Consider the following 16342-nt stretch of genomic DNA (forward strand, 5'->3'; position numbering starts at 1 on the left):
AGATTAGCGCTGGATAACGAAACTTGTCTTTGCTTCCTCCATACCCTATCATGAGAACATCTCTAATTTAGGAGCTGATCTCATTGTCATCCGTTGAAGAACATCGGAAGGAAGCACCACAATCCGTATCCTGCTATATCATTACCGTCTCCGACACCAGAACTACCGAAACCGATACCGGTGGAGCTTTAATCCAATCCATGCTTGAGGCTGCCGGATATGAAGTTATAGGCCGTACCATTATCAAAGACAACTATCAAGACATTCGTGAACTACTCTATAAAAACGCTGATCACACTGGAGTTGAAGCCGTACTGCTCACGGGTGGAACAGGAATTTCTCCCCGTGATACCACCTACGAAGCTGTTTCATCCTTGCTGGATAAAACGCTGCCGGGCTTCGGTGAGATTTTTCGAATGTTAAGCTACACAGAGGATATAGGTTCGGCGGCAATCCTTAGTCGAGCAATTGCAGGTACGATTGGCAACACAGCTATTTTTTCTATGCCCGGCTCCACTGGAGCCGTTAAATTGGCTATGGAACGGCTAATTATCCCGGAGCTTCGTCATGTAATGCGAGAGATATACAAACAATAATCCCACCCATTTTTTTATAAACTAGACAAATAACCAAGCATACCTTTGTTCTGTGCGTATAATACGGTAAGTTCACACACAAAGGAGCTGAAGGAAATGTCAGAAGAATGTCCAAAATGTCCGGCCCAAACTGTCACCGACCCACCTAAGGTGGTTTATCAAGATTATTACCACCCTCAAGTTGTGAATGTTATTCACCCGGTAGAAATCGTTAGACGCCATCACTGTGTCCCAGTTCCTCGCCATTGCTACACCTATTCTGTTAAAGATATCATGTGCGATAACTCTATGATGCCTAGAGGCAGAAGATAAAACTCTACTTCATAACTCTATTAAAAGAATCCTATAAGTGAGAGGAACATCCATGTCCAACGCATGGGGATGTGCTCTCGCTTTTTTCTGCATAAAAGATTTGACAATCTTGACCATTCCCCCTATAATTTTGAACACTTTACGCGAAAGTGGTTTTTGATTAACCAAACAGTTAATCGGAAAGGAAAGAGATGAGCTCACTCCAAACTTTAAATCGAAAGATCAAAACGGTCGTCAGTCCTTTTCATGAGTTATTATGCAGTCTGCATGTCTTCCATCAACCAGAACACCATCCAACAAGATTACAATGGGCTCTGGAGCTCAAGAAAAGAATGCCTCTTGCTCTACAGGAGAACATCCACACACTTGGGCAGTTGTCAGAACGTTGGATCGCTCTGCTAGATTTACCGGACCGTATGGGTGTCCCTATTTCTTGCAATCAAGGAATCACCCTACTCAAAAAACTTCCGGATGCAGAGCTAGTGTATCTATTTATGAATCAAGAAATTGCACTAAGTACCATAGTCGAATGGCTGAATGAATCTGAAAGCAAGCGTTCGCTGATGAAGTTGAGTGGAAACGTGAAGTACCTGATAAACAATCTGGCTAGTGTTCGCAAGCTATTAATCTCAACATTAATTACATACGAACATGATTATTTCGGGCAGGAATGGGACTATATTGAACCATTTATGAACATCTCAGCCGCTCAGTTTCAAGACTTAGCCAGTCGTTCCCCGGAAAAGGCACTAAATACGCTCCACCCACGCCTCCTCTCAGAGAACGGGACTCTGACAGTACAAAAGGCTGTAACGTATTACTTTCCTTATGACCAGCTTGGACAAGTGTACGTTTTTCCTTCTACATTCATATTTCCGCATCTGCTTGTTGGCTGGTTCGAAGACACTTTATTTTTGCCTCTCACGGTGGATGTTCCCGGTCTTGCCTTTAGTGGGGGACCGCCGAGTGACCTGTTGCGCCAACTCAAAGCTTTAAGTGATGATACGCGGATGCGAATTCTGAAACTGCTGTGGAAAGGGCCGCATTGTACCAAGCAGCTTGCGCCAATATTGGGTATTTCTGAAGCTGCGGTCTCTAAACAACTAAAACAACTAAGTGAAGCAGGATTTACCCAATCACAGCGAAAAGGGAATTATTTATTTTATTCAGTGAACAAAGAAGTCTTTGATAATCTGCTCATCCTGCAAAGGCAGTACCTTGAACAATGAGGTTAATGAAAGGTGTGAGTATATATGTGGCATATCGCTATCGCAACCCTAAAAAGAAACCAAAAATCTAATCTTAGAGCCTTTCCCTGGACCTTTACATTCGGGCACATTATTGATGGAGTTTATCTAGTCATCATCTCTTATTTTTCTTATGTGTATCTAATCAAAGGGGATATAGATTCAAAATTTGCTATCTATAGTGGCAGTGAGGACTATCTGACCTATGTAATTATTGGAGGTATGCTCAGTATATTTTCCGTTAGTATGATGATGAACGTATCCAGGGCACTTATTACCGAATGGAGAGAAGGTACACTTGAGGCACTGTTGCTCTCCCCTTCAAGCCGGAGCGGTTATTTTCTAGGAAACGCAGTCCAGCAGTTGTATCGAAGTGGGGCGGAATTGCTGGTAGTTCTCTTCTTTGGCCTTTTAGCAGGACTTCGACTCCCCTCCGTTGACTTCCTATCTGTCTTCATGGGAATTTTGCTATTTTTACTATCGTGTTATGCGATGGCGCTGGTGCTAGGAAGCATTATGCTTTATACAAGGGACACCTTCATTGTGCAAAATACTCTATTTACGCTAACTGCTCTACTGTGTGGATTTCAGTTTCCAAGGCAATACTTGCCTGACTACTTGCAGGCTATAGGTGAGATTTTCCCATTGACCAATGCGCTACAACTCCTTCGAGGCTCGCTGCTAACTGGAGAAGCAATACGATTACCTGACATATGGCCAATCATACTGCTTAGTGTTGTATACATAACGGTTGGTCAATGGACAAACCGGCGCATAGAGCGCGGGTTATTCGAACGATTCTAAAACCTTGGAGGGGTGAAACCATTGATTAATATGCATGAAGTTACTAAGATTTACGAGAGCAAACATAAACTGAGCTGGTTCCGTTCGGAAAAAAGATCAGTGACAGCAGTGAAATCACTATCTTTAGATATCGCTGCGGGGGAAATCGTAGGTCTTCTCGGTCTAAATGGCGCTGGAAAAACCACTACAATACGTATGCTTTCTACTCTCCTAGAGCCAACCTCCGGCAGGATTGAAGTCGATGGAATGTCACTACACAAAAATCGACAGGCCATTCAGCAAAAAGTAAATATGATCGCCGGAGGAGAACGAATGTTGTACTGGCGGCTCACTGGTAGAGAGAATCTTGAATACTTCGGTAAACTCTATGGAATGAACAGCCCTCTCATCGCTAGAGAAGCAGGACGTCTTCTGGAGGAAGTGGGTTTGACCCAAGCTGCTGACCAACCCGTTGAACAATATTCTAAAGGGATGAAGCAACGGCTGCAAATCGCCCGCGGACTTATCAACGATCCACAATACTTATTTCTAGATGAGCCCACACTTGGCCTTGATGCCCCTATTGCCAGGCAGCTTCGCAGTACGATAAGAAAGCTTGCACTGGACAGTGGAAAGGGTATCCTTCTGACCAGCCATTATTTACAGGAGGTCGAAGAACTTTGTGACCGAGTTTATGTACTGAATCGAGGCGAGCTTCTGCTCTGTGACAAACCTGAACGGATTGTCCATCAGGTTGCAGGCTCGCAAACTGCTCATTTAGAGGTTACAGGCTGGCATGAATCACTTCGTCCCAAGCTACTAGAGCATCTACGAACATTTACTCAGCCTGCGGAATTAATGGGTGTCTGCGCAACAGAAAAACTAGAACTTCAAAATGATGGACTGCAGCGCATTTCTGTAAAGACACCTTCGGCTGATAGAATCATTACAGAGCTGCTGCCATGGACTACTGAGCAGGGGCTTAGCATTAAAAGCTTCGCATCCGAAAAACCTACTTTGGAGGATGCGATTATCCTCCTTTCGGAAGGAAGGGTATCATGAACTTACATAGCTTATGGTTTACCCTTAGCGCGGAGATCACTAAGCAGCATCGAAATAGAGTTAAGGGACGCGCAGTGTTTTTTTCACTTCTACTCTGGCCGGCGCTCACCTTTTTAACCACCTACTTTACTATGCAGCCCTTTAGAACCGGAGCAGGATCAGCACTTTCAAAAGTAATACCAGATGGACGGATTCCCCTTTTTCTGCTGAGCGGATATCTCGTCTTTCAGTTATACTGGACGGTTGTGCAAGCCGCATGGTTATTCGAACAAGAACGCAAAGGGGGTACACTTGAGGTAGTGTTCCTAACGCCAGCGTCAAAAATGGCCTTCCTGTATGGACGTTCCGTATATTCACTATTTCACGGAATATGGATGTTCGCTTGCTTCTCCTTTCTGACTTTCATTTTTCTTGCGGACGTAACGACTGTTAACTGGGGCGCCTTAATACCTGTATTAATACTTATCATGATATCAGCGGTTATATGGGGAGCTTTGCTGTGTGCGATATCTCTCTTCTCAAGGGATTCAGGGCTACTCTATTACATCTTTCAAGCACCAATGGAGCTGTTTGGCGGGGTTCGTATTCCACCAGCAGTATTCCCAGCATGGGCAACGGGTTTATCCCTTCTGTTTCCACTCACATATAGTCTGGTTCTTGTGCGCGGGGCGTTATACGATAATATCGGTACTAGCTGGTGGTGGGCTCTCGGCGCTTTAATCGTAGGTAGTGCTTGTCTTGTCATTTGTACCCGCTATCTTCTGGTTAGAGCAGAGCAACATGCAAGAGTAAAAGGAAACTGGACTTTATTCTAACTGTAAATGACCAAGTCTTTAACACATAGGACCTAAGAGACGTTATTTGCTGGTTTTTTAGCTTTTTCAAAAGTTTCGCGGACTCCAGTGACACTATTCCTTCAAAAAGGGTTCATTTTGGGAGTTTTAGGGCCGATAACTGCTATGGAGTCCGTTAGAATTCCAAATGGGAAAGAAAGCTGTGTTTAAGGTCAGTGGTGTCCGAAAGCTGCTTCTTACGCGCAAATGCTCCCTAATCACAAAAAAACCCGGCAGACAAATCTGCCGGGTTTTTTCATATTTTATATACTGGAGATAGACACAGCTTATAAGTCAGGATGTTCGTGTTTTGCCTTGAGACGATTCCAACGGCGCTCAACTTCTTCTTCGAAGCTGTGTAAAGCTGGCTCATTCTCAGGTTTCAACAAATGACGAGTTTTACCCATTGTCTTCAGCCATGCTGAGAGCTCAACACGTTTGCCCTTATCTTCAGGATTATATGTGATATTCGTAGAACCATGCTCTACTTCATATAACGGGAAGAAGCAAGACTCAACAGCTAATGATACGATGTTCGTGCCTTCCTTATCATCAGACATCCAGTTTAGCGGACATGCGATCAGGATTTTACCATACACCAAACCTTCGTTTTGTGCGTACCACTGTGCTTTTGCCGCTTTTTTCACCAGATCCTGCGGATAAGCCTCCGAACCCGTGAAGACATAAGGAATGTTAGTAGCCGCCATAATTTGTGCTGTATCTTTATGCTGAGTAACTTTACCTTGCTGCTGCTTGCCGATACTGGAGGTTGAAGTACGGTGACCCAGTGGTGTCGAATAGGACTGCTGTGCTCCAGTATTCATGTAACCCTCGTTATCGTACTCTACAATAATCATTTTGTGACCACGCAGTGCAGCTCCAATTGCCGGTCCCATCCCGATGTCCATACCGCCATCTCCGGTTACCATAACAAACGTAAAGTCCTCTTTAAGCCCTAGTCCATCCAGCTCACCGCGACGTTTGCGTTCCCAGAACATCTCTACGACACCGGACAAGGTAGCCGCTCCATTTTGGAAAAGATTATGGATAAACGTTGATTTATGGGAGGAATACGGATACCCCGTTGTCGTTACCATGGCACAGCCTGTATGATAAAGTGCGACGATATCCCCTTCAATTCCTTTGAAGAAAGTCTCCAGTCCTGAGAAAATCCCACAACCTGGACACGCACCATGCCCTGGGGAGAGCCGTTTAGGTTTCTTCGTCAAGCTGCGCAGTGGCGGAATCCGTACGCTTAATTTGCCTGTTGCTTCATCCTGTTTCACAGTGATTAAGCCTGTCTTCAGTGAGTCAAAGTCCATTGGCTTCAGAAGACGTTGCGGAGCTTTATCTGATGTACCCGGATTGTGGCCATAATAATCAAATGGTATGTCTACTCGATCTGCAGCAACAGCATCTATTGCTAATTGGAAAAAGGCATGACCATCTTCTGCGTAGAAGTCCTTACCACCCAAACCATAGATACGGCTAATTACTTTAGTCGTAGTGTTGCCATATGTGAACAGGGCTGCCTTGATTTCATTGACCATGTTACCACCATGTCCGCCAACAGAATCTGCACGGTCACCAACGGTGATTGCTTTAACATTTTTCAGCGCTTCAGCAATTTGCTTCTGCGGGAAAGGACGGATCATATTCGGCGAGATTGCACCGGCTTTGATCCCTTGCAACCGAAGCTGATCCACAACATCCTTAATAATCTCAGAGGCGGAATTCATCAAGAATACGGCTACTTCAGCATCTTCCATCCGATATTCCTCGATCATTGGATAATGACGTCCGGTTAACTCAGCAAATTCCTTCGCAATTTCTTCAAAAACTTCACCCGCATTGTACATAGCTACGGACTGCTGATAGCGGTTGTTAATATAGTCAGGTTCGTTCATATAAGGACCAACCGTTACCGGATTATTGCGGTCTAAAGTATCGGTAAAGCCTGTTGGAGGTTGTGGTCCAACAAATTTATGAACATCCTCCCGATGAGTAAAAGCTTGAACGCGGCGTTTCTGGTGGGAGGTGAAATATCCATCTGAAGCCACCATTACCGGAAGACGAACTTTAGCATGTTCCGCAAGCTTCAATGCCATTAGGTTCATATCATAAACAGATTGTGGATCCCGGCACATTAAAATAGGCCAACCTGTATTCAAAGCAAAATACAAATCTGAATGGTCCCCGTGAATATTCAGCGGTCCAGAGATCGAACGGCAGATTAGATTCATAACCATAGGCATACGCGTACCAGCTTGTACAGGCAATTGCTCAAGCATGAACATATAACCTTGGGCACTGGTAGCATTAAATACACGTCCGCCAGCCGTTGAAGCGCCATAACAGATACCAGCAGAGCTATGCTCGCCATCTGACGGAATCAGCATAATATCATGCTGGCCGTTCGCTTTCATCGTATCAAGAAATTGCGCTACTTCTGTCGATGGAGAAATAGGAAAATACCCCATTACATGATAATTTATCTGATGAGCAGCATAAGCCGCCATTTCATTGCCGGATTCATATAGGAATTTCTGCTCTACTTTAGCAGAGCCTACTTCTTTTTCATAATCTATAGCCACGTGTATTCCACCTTTCCTCCGTTAATTAGGCCTCAGTAACGAGATCAAAAATATGCCGGACCGTATGACTCTCTGCGTAGCCCTCTTCCTCACGTTCGCCAGACAAGGCAGTTGTAGGACAAGCTTCTACACATTTTAAACAGCCTTTGCAGTATTGATAATCAATACCTTGCAGGAACATTTGTGGACGCCCCTTCTTATCAGGCTGCTCATCCCAAACAAAACACAGATCAGGACACACCGTATCGCACTGCGCACAATGAATACAATCCTCCTGCTTAAAATGAGGCAGCAAACCGGAGCGAGAAATGCTCAAGTTCTTTAAAAAGCTGCTGCCAGGATTCGTAATGGTACCGCCGATAGGCTGTGTTTCATAACCCAATGCGGAAATATCAGACCGCACGAACTCAGGCATTGTCACGCCCGCAGGCAGTGGAAAATGCATAAACTTAACTTCATTAAATCCACGGTCGAAAGTAGTCAGTGCTGACTGTACTGCCTGTGGATATTTTTTGCCTAGTGATTTCTCTATAACGCCTTTCATAATTTCAGGGTCCAAGAAATCACACATCCGGAACAACGCGCCTAGCATCGCCATATTAACGCGGTTTTTCTCATCTAAGGCGATCGTTGTAGCATCAACGACTGCAATAGTTCCTGCCATCATATTCAGGGAGGATTTCAATTCCTCCGGCGATTTTGCTGAGTTCACCAATACTGTGCTATGTTCATAAATTCCGCTAATTACGTTAACTGTCTTTGCTAATGCTTCGTGAAATACCCCAACAACATGCGGACGCTCAACCGGAGACGTGTCACGAATAGGCGTATTCAAATCACAAAACCGGATATGCGCTTTTACCGCTGATCCCTTCTTCTCCGAACCATATGACGAAAAGCTGACCCCATTCATTCCAGCACCGACAACACCTGCTTCTGCAAGCATTTTACCAGCCAGGTTCGCACCCAACCCTCCAATTGACTCCAGACGAATCTCAAAAAATCCGAGCTCGTTCACTTTTGGTAACTGTACCACCGACATAGCCCCTTTCAGAATGTCATCTAGTATAATATCCTTTTGACTTTTTCAACGATTGTAACTTGATTTTGCAAGACGCGAAGTGACAAATCTTGCATTTTCCAAGTGTTGCCTAAGCTTATTTATCTACTTTCATTTAGCAATAAAATTAAAAATTAAGATGTTAAATTCATCACATTCTTCGTGATCTATGCATAGTATCAACAACTTCGTCAATAACCTTTGTTCCTTTTTCCAATTGATTTTTTTGCATCCTCTATGTATCAATAGCATTGTTAAAAAACAGAAAAAACGAATAACATTTTTACTCCTTGTGGGGAACCTGTGGGGAAAGCCCACAAAGAAAGAGACCCGGGTTATTCCCCCGGGTCATCCACTTTAAGAATATCTTTAAAAGGTATTTTAACGGTGTCATCGCATCCTACTTAATAGGACGAAGTAAAGAAAATTAACCTTAGGGGATGGAAAAATTGAAAATCGAAGAATTAACGCTTGGCGTTCAAGTCCGTATCATAGATGGTTTCCATATCAGTAAGATCGGCATTGTTATAGCTAAAGGAACAAAAAATGTCTTGCTCGATATTGGAGAGCCGTTACTTATTAGTGTGCTGCCAGCACATCTAAAACCAGCACCTGAGGATCCATTACCACCAGGATGGGAAGAAATCAAGGTATAAATTATCTAATTAAAATGCCTTATCAGTGATTATACTGATGAGGCATTTTAATTAGATAATTGTTTTAGGGTCTTATTGTCTTTATTGAGCTATCGTTTCCCGTTAGCGTAATGAATTTTACCGAATGTTCCGATGCGTGATTATGGTGTTATTTGTAGTTCCTACCTTCTAAAGAATATACATAATCTATATGTTCTCTAACAAAACCCTCAACTTTTCTTTTTTTATGTATTTTGAATCCAACACTCTCATACATTTTTTGAGCAGATATAAAGTCGATATTAGTAGTTACAACAATTTTCCTAACATCATTTTTTATGATTCTATTAACAGCTTCTTGGAGTTGCATTTTACCATAACCATTGCTTTTTTGTTTTGTAGCAATACAATTATGTCCGATTTCCACATAATCAGGTACATTTCTTGGGTCCCATGAAACAAAACCAATTGCTTCATCGTTTAATGTAGTAATAAACCCACATTCATCTGCAATCTGTAAATTATCAAAGAAGAAATTATCAAATTCCTGCCAATCTGAACTACAATTTTGTTCATATCTGCAATCAAATAAGTAAGCATCTGTCAACAATTCAAAGATTAAACCACGGTTAAAATCACTTACTTTTCTAAATTTAATACTCATAAATTAATCTCCTTTTCTTTGCTTAGATGTATAATATTAATTTCTCGTCCATATATTTTCAAACTATTTTAGCTTGTATGTCGCATAACGTTAATCACGAAGTTCGTAAATACTCCATCTCAAAAAGAGTTCGAGAAACGATTGAGCTATCCTGCCCGTTACTTCAATATAAAAAGCAGATTGCATTAGCAGTCTGCTCTTTACGCTATCGTTTCTCGTTAGTTGAACGAGCAATTCGTCTTATTCTTCGTACAACCATTCAAAATCATCATGTAGAATATATTCGTTTGATCCTAATTCCATTGAATAACTTGAACAGACTATATCCTGTTGGTTATATTCGTTTCCGTTATCAATTCCTAAATAAATATGTTAAAGTAGTTTGTTTGATTTTGCTCGCTCAGGGACTCTTTCAAGCATCCTTGAGGATTTAACAATTGCAGAACGATAAAATTCGCTCCATTCATCAAATTCCATACAATAAGGCAAGTTAGCGTAAACGACACCTGAGAAAGTTAAAATTGCTTCCCTAACCTTATATGTGAAATTATGTTCACCTCGGTCAACACGCTCAACTACCTTTAAAAAGTGAACCTCAATCGATTTGTTTTCGTAGTCTACTATTAGTTTTTTTATAACTGAATCATACATGTAAATCATCATTATTTTTATAATCTTCTATACTCATTTAATCCTCCCATATTGGGCTAGTTCCTTAGTTAAGTTATTCGCTAAGCAATGAATCAATCCTGCCCTATATCTTAATGAAAAAGAAGCACTGCGGATCGCGTGCTGCTTCTTCGTGCGTTGAACAAAAGTTTCTCGTTAGTTCAATCCTTTGTATGCTATTCCGTCAATCATCATAAGACAATCAGAGTCAAAAAACTCTGTCGTAGATGTCATTCTAGCAGGGAATTTATCCTTTTCAAAATACTCACAAAAAACCTGTTCCATTTCAGGTAAGTCCTTAATGTACTTTAGGTATACATTCACCTTAACAACATTATCCAGTGGTACATCAAGTTGATTAAGAGTCTCTTTTAAGTGTGAGAAAGTATTGTGAATCTGTTCTGTAAAGCTCTGTCCAAAACCCCGATGTAATCCGAGAAACACATAGTCACCAGCCGCAACAGCAGATGAATAACTAAATGGTGTTGAAATTCGATTTATCATATACATGGCCTCCTATGTATTAAGTTCCATAATATATTTTAGAACATACGTTTTAAATGTAAATATTTACTTGTTGGCTCTCCACGCAATCCTGCCCGTTAGCTTAATACGAGATAAAGCGACACTCGATTAAGTGATTGCCTCAATAATTTCCTCTAGTTTAATCCATTCCCAATCGTCATCATGATGGAACTTAATCTGTTTCAACTGCCGATCGACTCTCATGACTATTCCATGGATGGATCTGTCCTCATATTCCCCAAACAATGTAATCGTGATCGGACTGCAATCCTCTAAAGATTGAGCTAATACCTGTGAGATTTCAGCTAATGCTTGGGGATCTAAATCAGGCTTTGATCGCACCTCTTCTTTCAGCGAATCGTCCAGAATCCTATTTTTATGCTCAGGTATTATCACCCGACTTCCCTCCCATAGTCCATTACCTTCAAGTTTCTTACGCTGTTGTGATTTCATTGTCTTCGTCGACTCCCTTAATAACTCTCAACGCTCGTGGCATGTTCTTACCTCTCTGTATGTACCCCTTGATCTCTAAGCGCTCCATGTGCGCATGTATTACCGCTGTAGATGACAATCCTACCTCCTTGGCAAGCTCCCGCAAAGTAGGTGGATAGTGATTGACTTTGATCATCTTAATCAACGCTTCAAGGACTTCTTTTTCTTTATTCGTTAATGGCTTCATGCAATTGCTCCTTTATCACTTGGCTGCCAAGCTAATATGTTTGTCGCTAGAAACACCCTCGGCGCTCCAGTGTTTAAACAAGTTGCGCGAATCTTCCCATCCTTTATGCCTTTCACTTCAATTTTGCGCTGAGTGATTTTACCGACTTTATCAGAGTAAATAATTTCAATGGTTTGACCAATCTGCATATGCATGTTGATAGCCCCTAAAATAAGAACATTTGTTTGTATTATATACGAACATACGTTTCATAAGCAACAAGTAAACGATCACTCAAATTCCTGCATATGTATTTTTAAAGAACATATATATTTTATCCCATATAAAGTAATTAATGTTTAGACATATTCCTCCATTAAAAGTTAATATTCAAACGTTACGCAAAATAAAGGTGGGATTCAATGAAAAAGAATAAATAGATTAAAAAGTGGAGTTATCAGAACATTAATAAGGAGGAGTGTATCAGATGAAAAAGTTTAAAATAGCTTTACTATTCGTTTTTAGCTTCGTTTTTATTTTTTCGGCTTTACCTATGAAAGAGACTTTCGCTGCTTCTGAAGGATTATTAGATGGGAAAATTTTCTCAGTGGGAACTAATGCATACTTACAAATGTACACTACTACTAAAATTACAGATGGTGATTCAAAAACCTCAGAGGACTTCAGTTCCACTAATAGGGTTATGTGGATAGATATCGAAAAAACTGATATAAAATACTATAGATATACAGGCAATAAACACATTTCTGTACTTCTTTACACCACTGATCTTTCTACCACTTCGGCTGCCTTTTCTGCGATTCCAGATGGTGTAATTCGTGAAATTCCACTTTCTCCTATCACACAAAAAGGAATTACAAGAATAGGTCTATATGCTGGAGAAGGGTGGTCAGCAAGTGAATTCAATGTTTATTCAGAAATGCCAACACCTACGCCGACTGTAACCCCGTCGCCAACACCAACGGCTACTCCAGTGCCTACAAGTACTCCTAGCCCAACTGTTACACCAACACCAACTGCTACACCAACACCAACGGCTACTCCAGTGCCTACAAGTACTCCTAGCCCAACTGTTACACCAACAGTGACGCCTAAACCTACAGCAACTCCAGAGCAGCCAACAGGTGATCGTGCTATTCTTACCATCACTCTGGTGAATGGAACAGAAAAAGAATACGACCTACCAATTGCAGAAGTAGATGCATTCTTGAAATGGTATGACTCCCGTGATGCTGGTAGAGGACCAGGTTCATATGCTATTGATAAGCATACAAATAACAAAGGACCTTTCAGCAAACGTAAAGACTATGTTGTATTCGATAAAATACTCACATTTGAGGTAAGTGAGTACACAATTCAATAAACAAAAACACCCCCGTCGACCACTTAAGGTTGACGGGTTATTTCATAATTTGGGAATTTACTGTGTGCACCATTACAATGCCACGTATCTCCTTATCCTCAACTAAGTCAAAAAGCGTTGATCCCTAGCTGATTATCTTCCTTATATTGATTAAAAAAATAACCTATATTAGAAGACATGATTGGTGACACCAATCTGTATCCTAATATAGGCTTTCAGGTATTTAATCGATTTTTGCCAATTCGGAAAATTCCCCTTACTTGGTCATATATACTACTATTTATCGTTTACTTTACATCAAAACGAAAGATTGCTAGAACGCTCTCCTCTGTAGCTCATATAGAATGACCCAAACATGAGTTATCCGAACTAGTTTTATAAATATAGATTTAAAGTTTAAAGAGAATAAAAACCGACACTAATAAAGAAATAACGCCGGCGATTCCCAAAAGAAAATTTGAAGCAGTGGAATATTTTTTTTCATAATGTGATTCTCCCAATTGTAAAAACAATGACACACTCATACTCAAAACCATAAAAAATAGGTAGATTGAGTGATGAGGATCTAGGAAAATCAGGACGACAAATATTACTGTTACAATGTTGAAAAAATAGCGTGCAAATCTGATTAGAGATGTGTTTTGCAATTGATACACCTCACAAACATTTATTAATACTCGTTCACAACTTGTCCTCCATTATTATACAACACACTATAAGCATTTTTTATAGCGGCCCGGCCACTATTCCCATTTTCATAGATTGCATAAGCACTTGCAGAAGACCCTATAAGCCCCAGCACAAATCCCGGTGTCAATATGCCTGCACCGGACGCTATAAGAGCTGCAGACGCAGTTGAAATATTTGAACGAGCGCTGGCTACATTATTAGCATACATTTTAAAATCTGATACAACAGAACCTTGGTTAGCCAACAAGACTACTTTAGGCCATTTTTCGCCTCCAGGATCAAGAAAAAAGTTAGTATTGTCTGAATAGGAAAAACATTGGAAGCGAGTAGCATTCGAAGTTGTAGCGTTTGTATAATATGCACCGTAGTAGTATCCGCCTGCTTCAGTAAGATATCTAGGCATCAACCCTAATTCTTCATTCAAAGATACTTCTGAGTTCAGCACTTCATCACTAAGTTGCTGTCCATCAATAAAATAATCGCCAGCAGATGTGATTACTATTTCCGTGTGTTTAATTTCATCTTGAAATAGCCTAGCATAATCACTTGATGGCTCATTAAAAGTGTACCGAATGTCTTCTTTAAGATCAAGTTTTGTTTCTGTGTCTGTGATTATCTTTTCAATAATTGTGTCTACTGTTTTTGTACCTACTACCTCATTGTTATCATCAAAAACATCAGTAGTGAGATTATAGGGTATAATTTCGCTTGAGTTTTCTGTAGTTCTTTCTGCTGAATTGGCATAAGTTGAACCTGAGAAAACAATCACGATACACAAGGTCATTATTAAACTGGTGATTTTCTTAAAATTATTCATTATTATTCTCCCTCAAATTTTATTTTTATTTTTAAATCCCTATCCTCCTCCCTATTAAATTTGCGTTCAACAAAACAATATCACACATCATTTGAGAATAATGTCGTTTTATGTATTTTAAACAACATCATCCTTAAAAGTTAATATTTAGTGAACTTTTGGCAATATATAACTACATCATGTTGCGCGTACTTGCCGACTTTATCTATGTAAACAATTTTACCAATCTGCATTTCCATGCTAATAGCTTTCCAATAACAAGAACATTCGTTCGCTTTATAATCAAATGTGTATTCGTTAATCAACATAAAAAAAATCCCGCCAACCATTTAAGGTTGACTGGGTATTTGTTATACACACTTATGCCAAAACGATCCTAAACTCAAATTCATTTCTCATGTAATAAGCATCAGCAACCTTAACGCTAACTGGGCTCCATTTTTGGACTGGACCACCACAATCAATTATACAGCCACCCAGATCACCGCGACATTCAAGTATATCCACTTGAGACTGTTTTAAGGCAGCTGTTAAAAATTCAGAGTCTGTCTTTAATACCTTGTATATATTGCTCATATAACGTAATCCTCTCTGTCTTCCACAGGTTCTTCTAAAACTTTGGGTACTCTTATATAATTAATTGTATGCTCAAGTACTTTTTTCCTCTCAATTATTCTAAATTCAGTTGCCTCTTCAACCGACTCCTTATTGCCTAATAATATATTATCTTTATCCGTAGGGTGAAAAACATACCATTTTTTGTCGCTGTTCACCTCAATAATATAAAACCCTTCACTTATATATTTGTTAAATTTCTTAATAAATTCTTTAAATGTATTTCGGGCACTAAGTAATAAGAACAAATTAACAACACAATTAACCGCGAAGAAAATAGCCATCATTATCCAAAATTCTGCAGTAATTTTATCATCTGCACTAAAATTGCTGGAACTCACCACACCAGCAAAGAAGCTCGGTAATGCTGTAAAGATAGTTGCTGTATGTACTAATAAAAATATTACAGATATGATAATGTTCAGAGCACTAGAAAGATGCTTATCCAGCAGAGATTTCTTTGTGCTAACTATGTATTGAAGCATCATATATGTAAATGAAGCTACAATAATAATACATGTTACAACAATAAAAGAAATATTGAGTGTGTACAGAAAAAAGGCAAACAAAGTCGCTAAGGTACAACTGATTATCCATTGTACAATGAAGTATGCTAATTTTACAGAAACTCTTCTTTCTTTGGTAAATAATACTCTTTCTAATTTTGTCGAGGTCAGCGCTGTAATTGGTTGTGCCTTTAAAAGAGGTAGAATAATAGCCCCTAGTATGGCAACGAGACCACCAGCACCGATAAGTTTATTGCTCAAAAATCCTATAATCTGATCCCACAACGTAACATCTCTCCGATCATCTAGTTATTGGAGTAATCATACTTGTTTTGGAACATTATGTATATGTACTCTATATCACTAGTAAGGAAAATTTTTCTTTGGATACCAGTCCGGATGTATAATAATCATAAAAGACCCGAGGTGTGGTCATGGATAAAAAACTTAAGCAAAGTTTAAAGGTCGCAGCCGTAAGACGAGAATTGATTGTTGTATGGCTATTTAATGGGGACAAGATAAAGGGTATTGCGGAGGTATCAGCAGATTCAGAGCGAGTAAAGATCAATACGATCGAAGGGCCGGTCTGGGTCCCTTATGTGGATGTGGAGGATATTTCACGGGTTATTAGATTTAGAGTTGAGGGAGAAACTACAATATAAAAAATCCGTCATCCTGTTAGAGTTGACGGA

19 protein-coding genes are annotated in these 16342 nt (G+C 40.3%); 8 read left to right on the forward strand and 11 right to left on the reverse strand.

Features of this window, described 5'->3' with window-relative positions; genetic code table 11:
• The first annotated feature begins 77 nt into the window (after positions 1–77).
• The 5 genes from NST25_RS17235 to NST25_RS17255 all read left to right on the forward strand — a co-directional run bounded on the left by NST25_RS17235 (position 78) and on the right by NST25_RS17255 (position 4815).
• Complete coding sequence (locus tag NST25_RS17235; protein ID WP_076128304.1) at positions 78–596, forward strand: molybdenum cofactor biosynthesis protein B; 519 nt, start codon at positions 78–80, stop codon at positions 594–596.
• 503 nt (positions 597–1099) lie between these two features.
• Positions 1100–2137: a metalloregulator ArsR/SmtB family transcription factor gene (locus NST25_RS17240; protein ID WP_339168210.1), complete on the forward strand. Its 1038-nt coding sequence runs from the start codon at positions 1100–1102 to the stop codon at positions 2135–2137.
• A 24-nt stretch (positions 2138–2161) separates the two neighbouring features.
• Positions 2162–2959, forward strand: coding sequence for an ABC transporter permease (locus NST25_RS17245; protein ID WP_340391904.1), 798 nt, complete (start codon positions 2162–2164; stop codon positions 2957–2959).
• Between the two features lie 30 nt (positions 2960–2989).
• On the forward strand, positions 2990–4000 hold the full coding sequence (locus NST25_RS17250) for an ABC transporter ATP-binding protein (RefSeq protein ID WP_340394428.1): 1011 nt from the start codon (positions 2990–2992) through the stop codon (positions 3998–4000).
• Positions 3997–4815, forward strand: coding sequence for an ABC transporter permease (locus tag NST25_RS17255; RefSeq protein WP_076306050.1), 819 nt, complete (start codon positions 3997–3999; stop codon positions 4813–4815). Before NST25_RS17250 ends, NST25_RS17255 begins: the two co-directional genes overlap by 4 nt.
• A gap of 305 nt (positions 4816–5120) precedes the next feature.
• On the opposite strand, the gene NST25_RS17260 is transcribed toward NST25_RS17255, so the two are convergent.
• A complete protein-coding gene (locus NST25_RS17260; RefSeq protein ID WP_340391906.1) occupies positions 5121–7427 on the reverse strand; it encodes a thiamine pyrophosphate-dependent enzyme in 2307 nt (768 codons plus the stop codon).
• A 25-nt stretch (positions 7428–7452) separates the two neighbouring features.
• Positions 7453–8463 (reverse strand): 2-oxoacid:acceptor oxidoreductase family protein, encoded by a 1011-nt coding sequence (locus NST25_RS17265; protein ID WP_038571642.1) that lies wholly within the window; start codon positions 8461–8463, stop codon positions 7453–7455.
• 473 nt (positions 8464–8936) lie between these two features.
• Between NST25_RS17265 and NST25_RS17270 the strand changes: the two genes are divergently transcribed.
• On the forward strand, positions 8937–9143 hold the full coding sequence (locus NST25_RS17270; RefSeq protein ID WP_340010392.1) for a hypothetical protein: 207 nt from the start codon (positions 8937–8939) through the stop codon (positions 9141–9143).
• Positions 9144–9291: 148 nt separating this feature from the next.
• On the opposite strand, the gene NST25_RS17275 is transcribed toward NST25_RS17270, so the two are convergent.
• From NST25_RS17275 to NST25_RS17300, 6 genes are all read right to left on the reverse strand, one after another.
• On the reverse strand, positions 9292–9786 hold the full coding sequence (locus NST25_RS17275; RefSeq protein ID WP_340010394.1) for a GNAT family N-acetyltransferase: 495 nt from the start codon (positions 9784–9786) through the stop codon (positions 9292–9294).
• 372 nt (positions 9787–10158) lie between these two features.
• Positions 10159–10449 carry a hypothetical protein gene (locus NST25_RS17280; RefSeq protein WP_340010396.1) on the reverse strand — a complete coding sequence of 97 codons (291 nt, stop codon included), beginning with the start codon at positions 10447–10449 and terminating at the stop codon, positions 10159–10161.
• A gap of 162 nt (positions 10450–10611) precedes the next feature.
• A complete protein-coding gene (locus NST25_RS17285) occupies positions 10612–10959 on the reverse strand; it encodes a RidA family protein (protein WP_036684125.1) in 348 nt (115 codons plus the stop codon).
• Positions 10960–11088: 129 nt separating this feature from the next.
• Positions 11089–11433 (reverse strand): YolD-like family protein, encoded by a 345-nt coding sequence (locus tag NST25_RS17290; protein ID WP_340010398.1) that lies wholly within the window; start codon positions 11431–11433, stop codon positions 11089–11091.
• On the reverse strand, positions 11414–11659 hold the full coding sequence (locus tag NST25_RS17295) for a winged helix-turn-helix transcriptional regulator (protein ID WP_340010399.1): 246 nt from the start codon (positions 11657–11659) through the stop codon (positions 11414–11416). Before NST25_RS17295 ends, NST25_RS17290 begins: the two co-directional genes overlap by 20 nt.
• Positions 11656–11853, reverse strand: a complete 198-nt coding sequence (locus tag NST25_RS17300; RefSeq protein ID WP_340010400.1) for a hypothetical protein — start codon at positions 11851–11853, stop codon at positions 11656–11658. Before NST25_RS17300 ends, NST25_RS17295 begins: the two co-directional genes overlap by 4 nt.
• A gap of 272 nt (positions 11854–12125) precedes the next feature.
• Between NST25_RS17300 and NST25_RS17305 the strand changes: the two genes are divergently transcribed.
• Positions 12126–13022 (forward strand): hypothetical protein, encoded by an 897-nt coding sequence (locus NST25_RS17305; protein WP_340010401.1) that lies wholly within the window; start codon positions 12126–12128, stop codon positions 13020–13022.
• A gap of 670 nt (positions 13023–13692) precedes the next feature.
• Here NST25_RS17305 and NST25_RS17310 read toward each other — a convergent pair.
• The 3 genes from NST25_RS17310 to NST25_RS17320 form a co-directional block, all read right to left on the reverse strand.
• On the reverse strand, positions 13693–14529 hold the full coding sequence (locus NST25_RS17310) for a hypothetical protein (RefSeq protein ID WP_340010402.1): 837 nt from the start codon (positions 14527–14529) through the stop codon (positions 13693–13695).
• A gap of 360 nt (positions 14530–14889) precedes the next feature.
• A complete protein-coding gene (locus NST25_RS17315) occupies positions 14890–15105 on the reverse strand; it encodes a hypothetical protein (protein ID WP_340391910.1) in 216 nt (71 codons plus the stop codon).
• On the reverse strand, positions 15102–15935 hold the full coding sequence (locus tag NST25_RS17320; RefSeq protein WP_340391911.1) for a hypothetical protein: 834 nt from the start codon (positions 15933–15935) through the stop codon (positions 15102–15104). Before NST25_RS17320 ends, NST25_RS17315 begins: the two co-directional genes overlap by 4 nt.
• A gap of 149 nt (positions 15936–16084) precedes the next feature.
• On the opposite strand from NST25_RS17320, the gene NST25_RS17325 reads away from it, so the two are divergent.
• Complete coding sequence (locus tag NST25_RS17325; protein WP_340391912.1) at positions 16085–16312, forward strand: hypothetical protein; 228 nt, start codon at positions 16085–16087, stop codon at positions 16310–16312.
• Positions 16313–16342 lie beyond the last annotated feature (30 nt).

The organism is Paenibacillus sp. FSL E2-0190 (genome assembly GCF_037992965.1).
Taxonomy (GTDB): Bacteria; Bacillota; Bacilli; order Paenibacillales; family Paenibacillaceae; genus Paenibacillus_AQ; species Paenibacillus_AQ odorifer.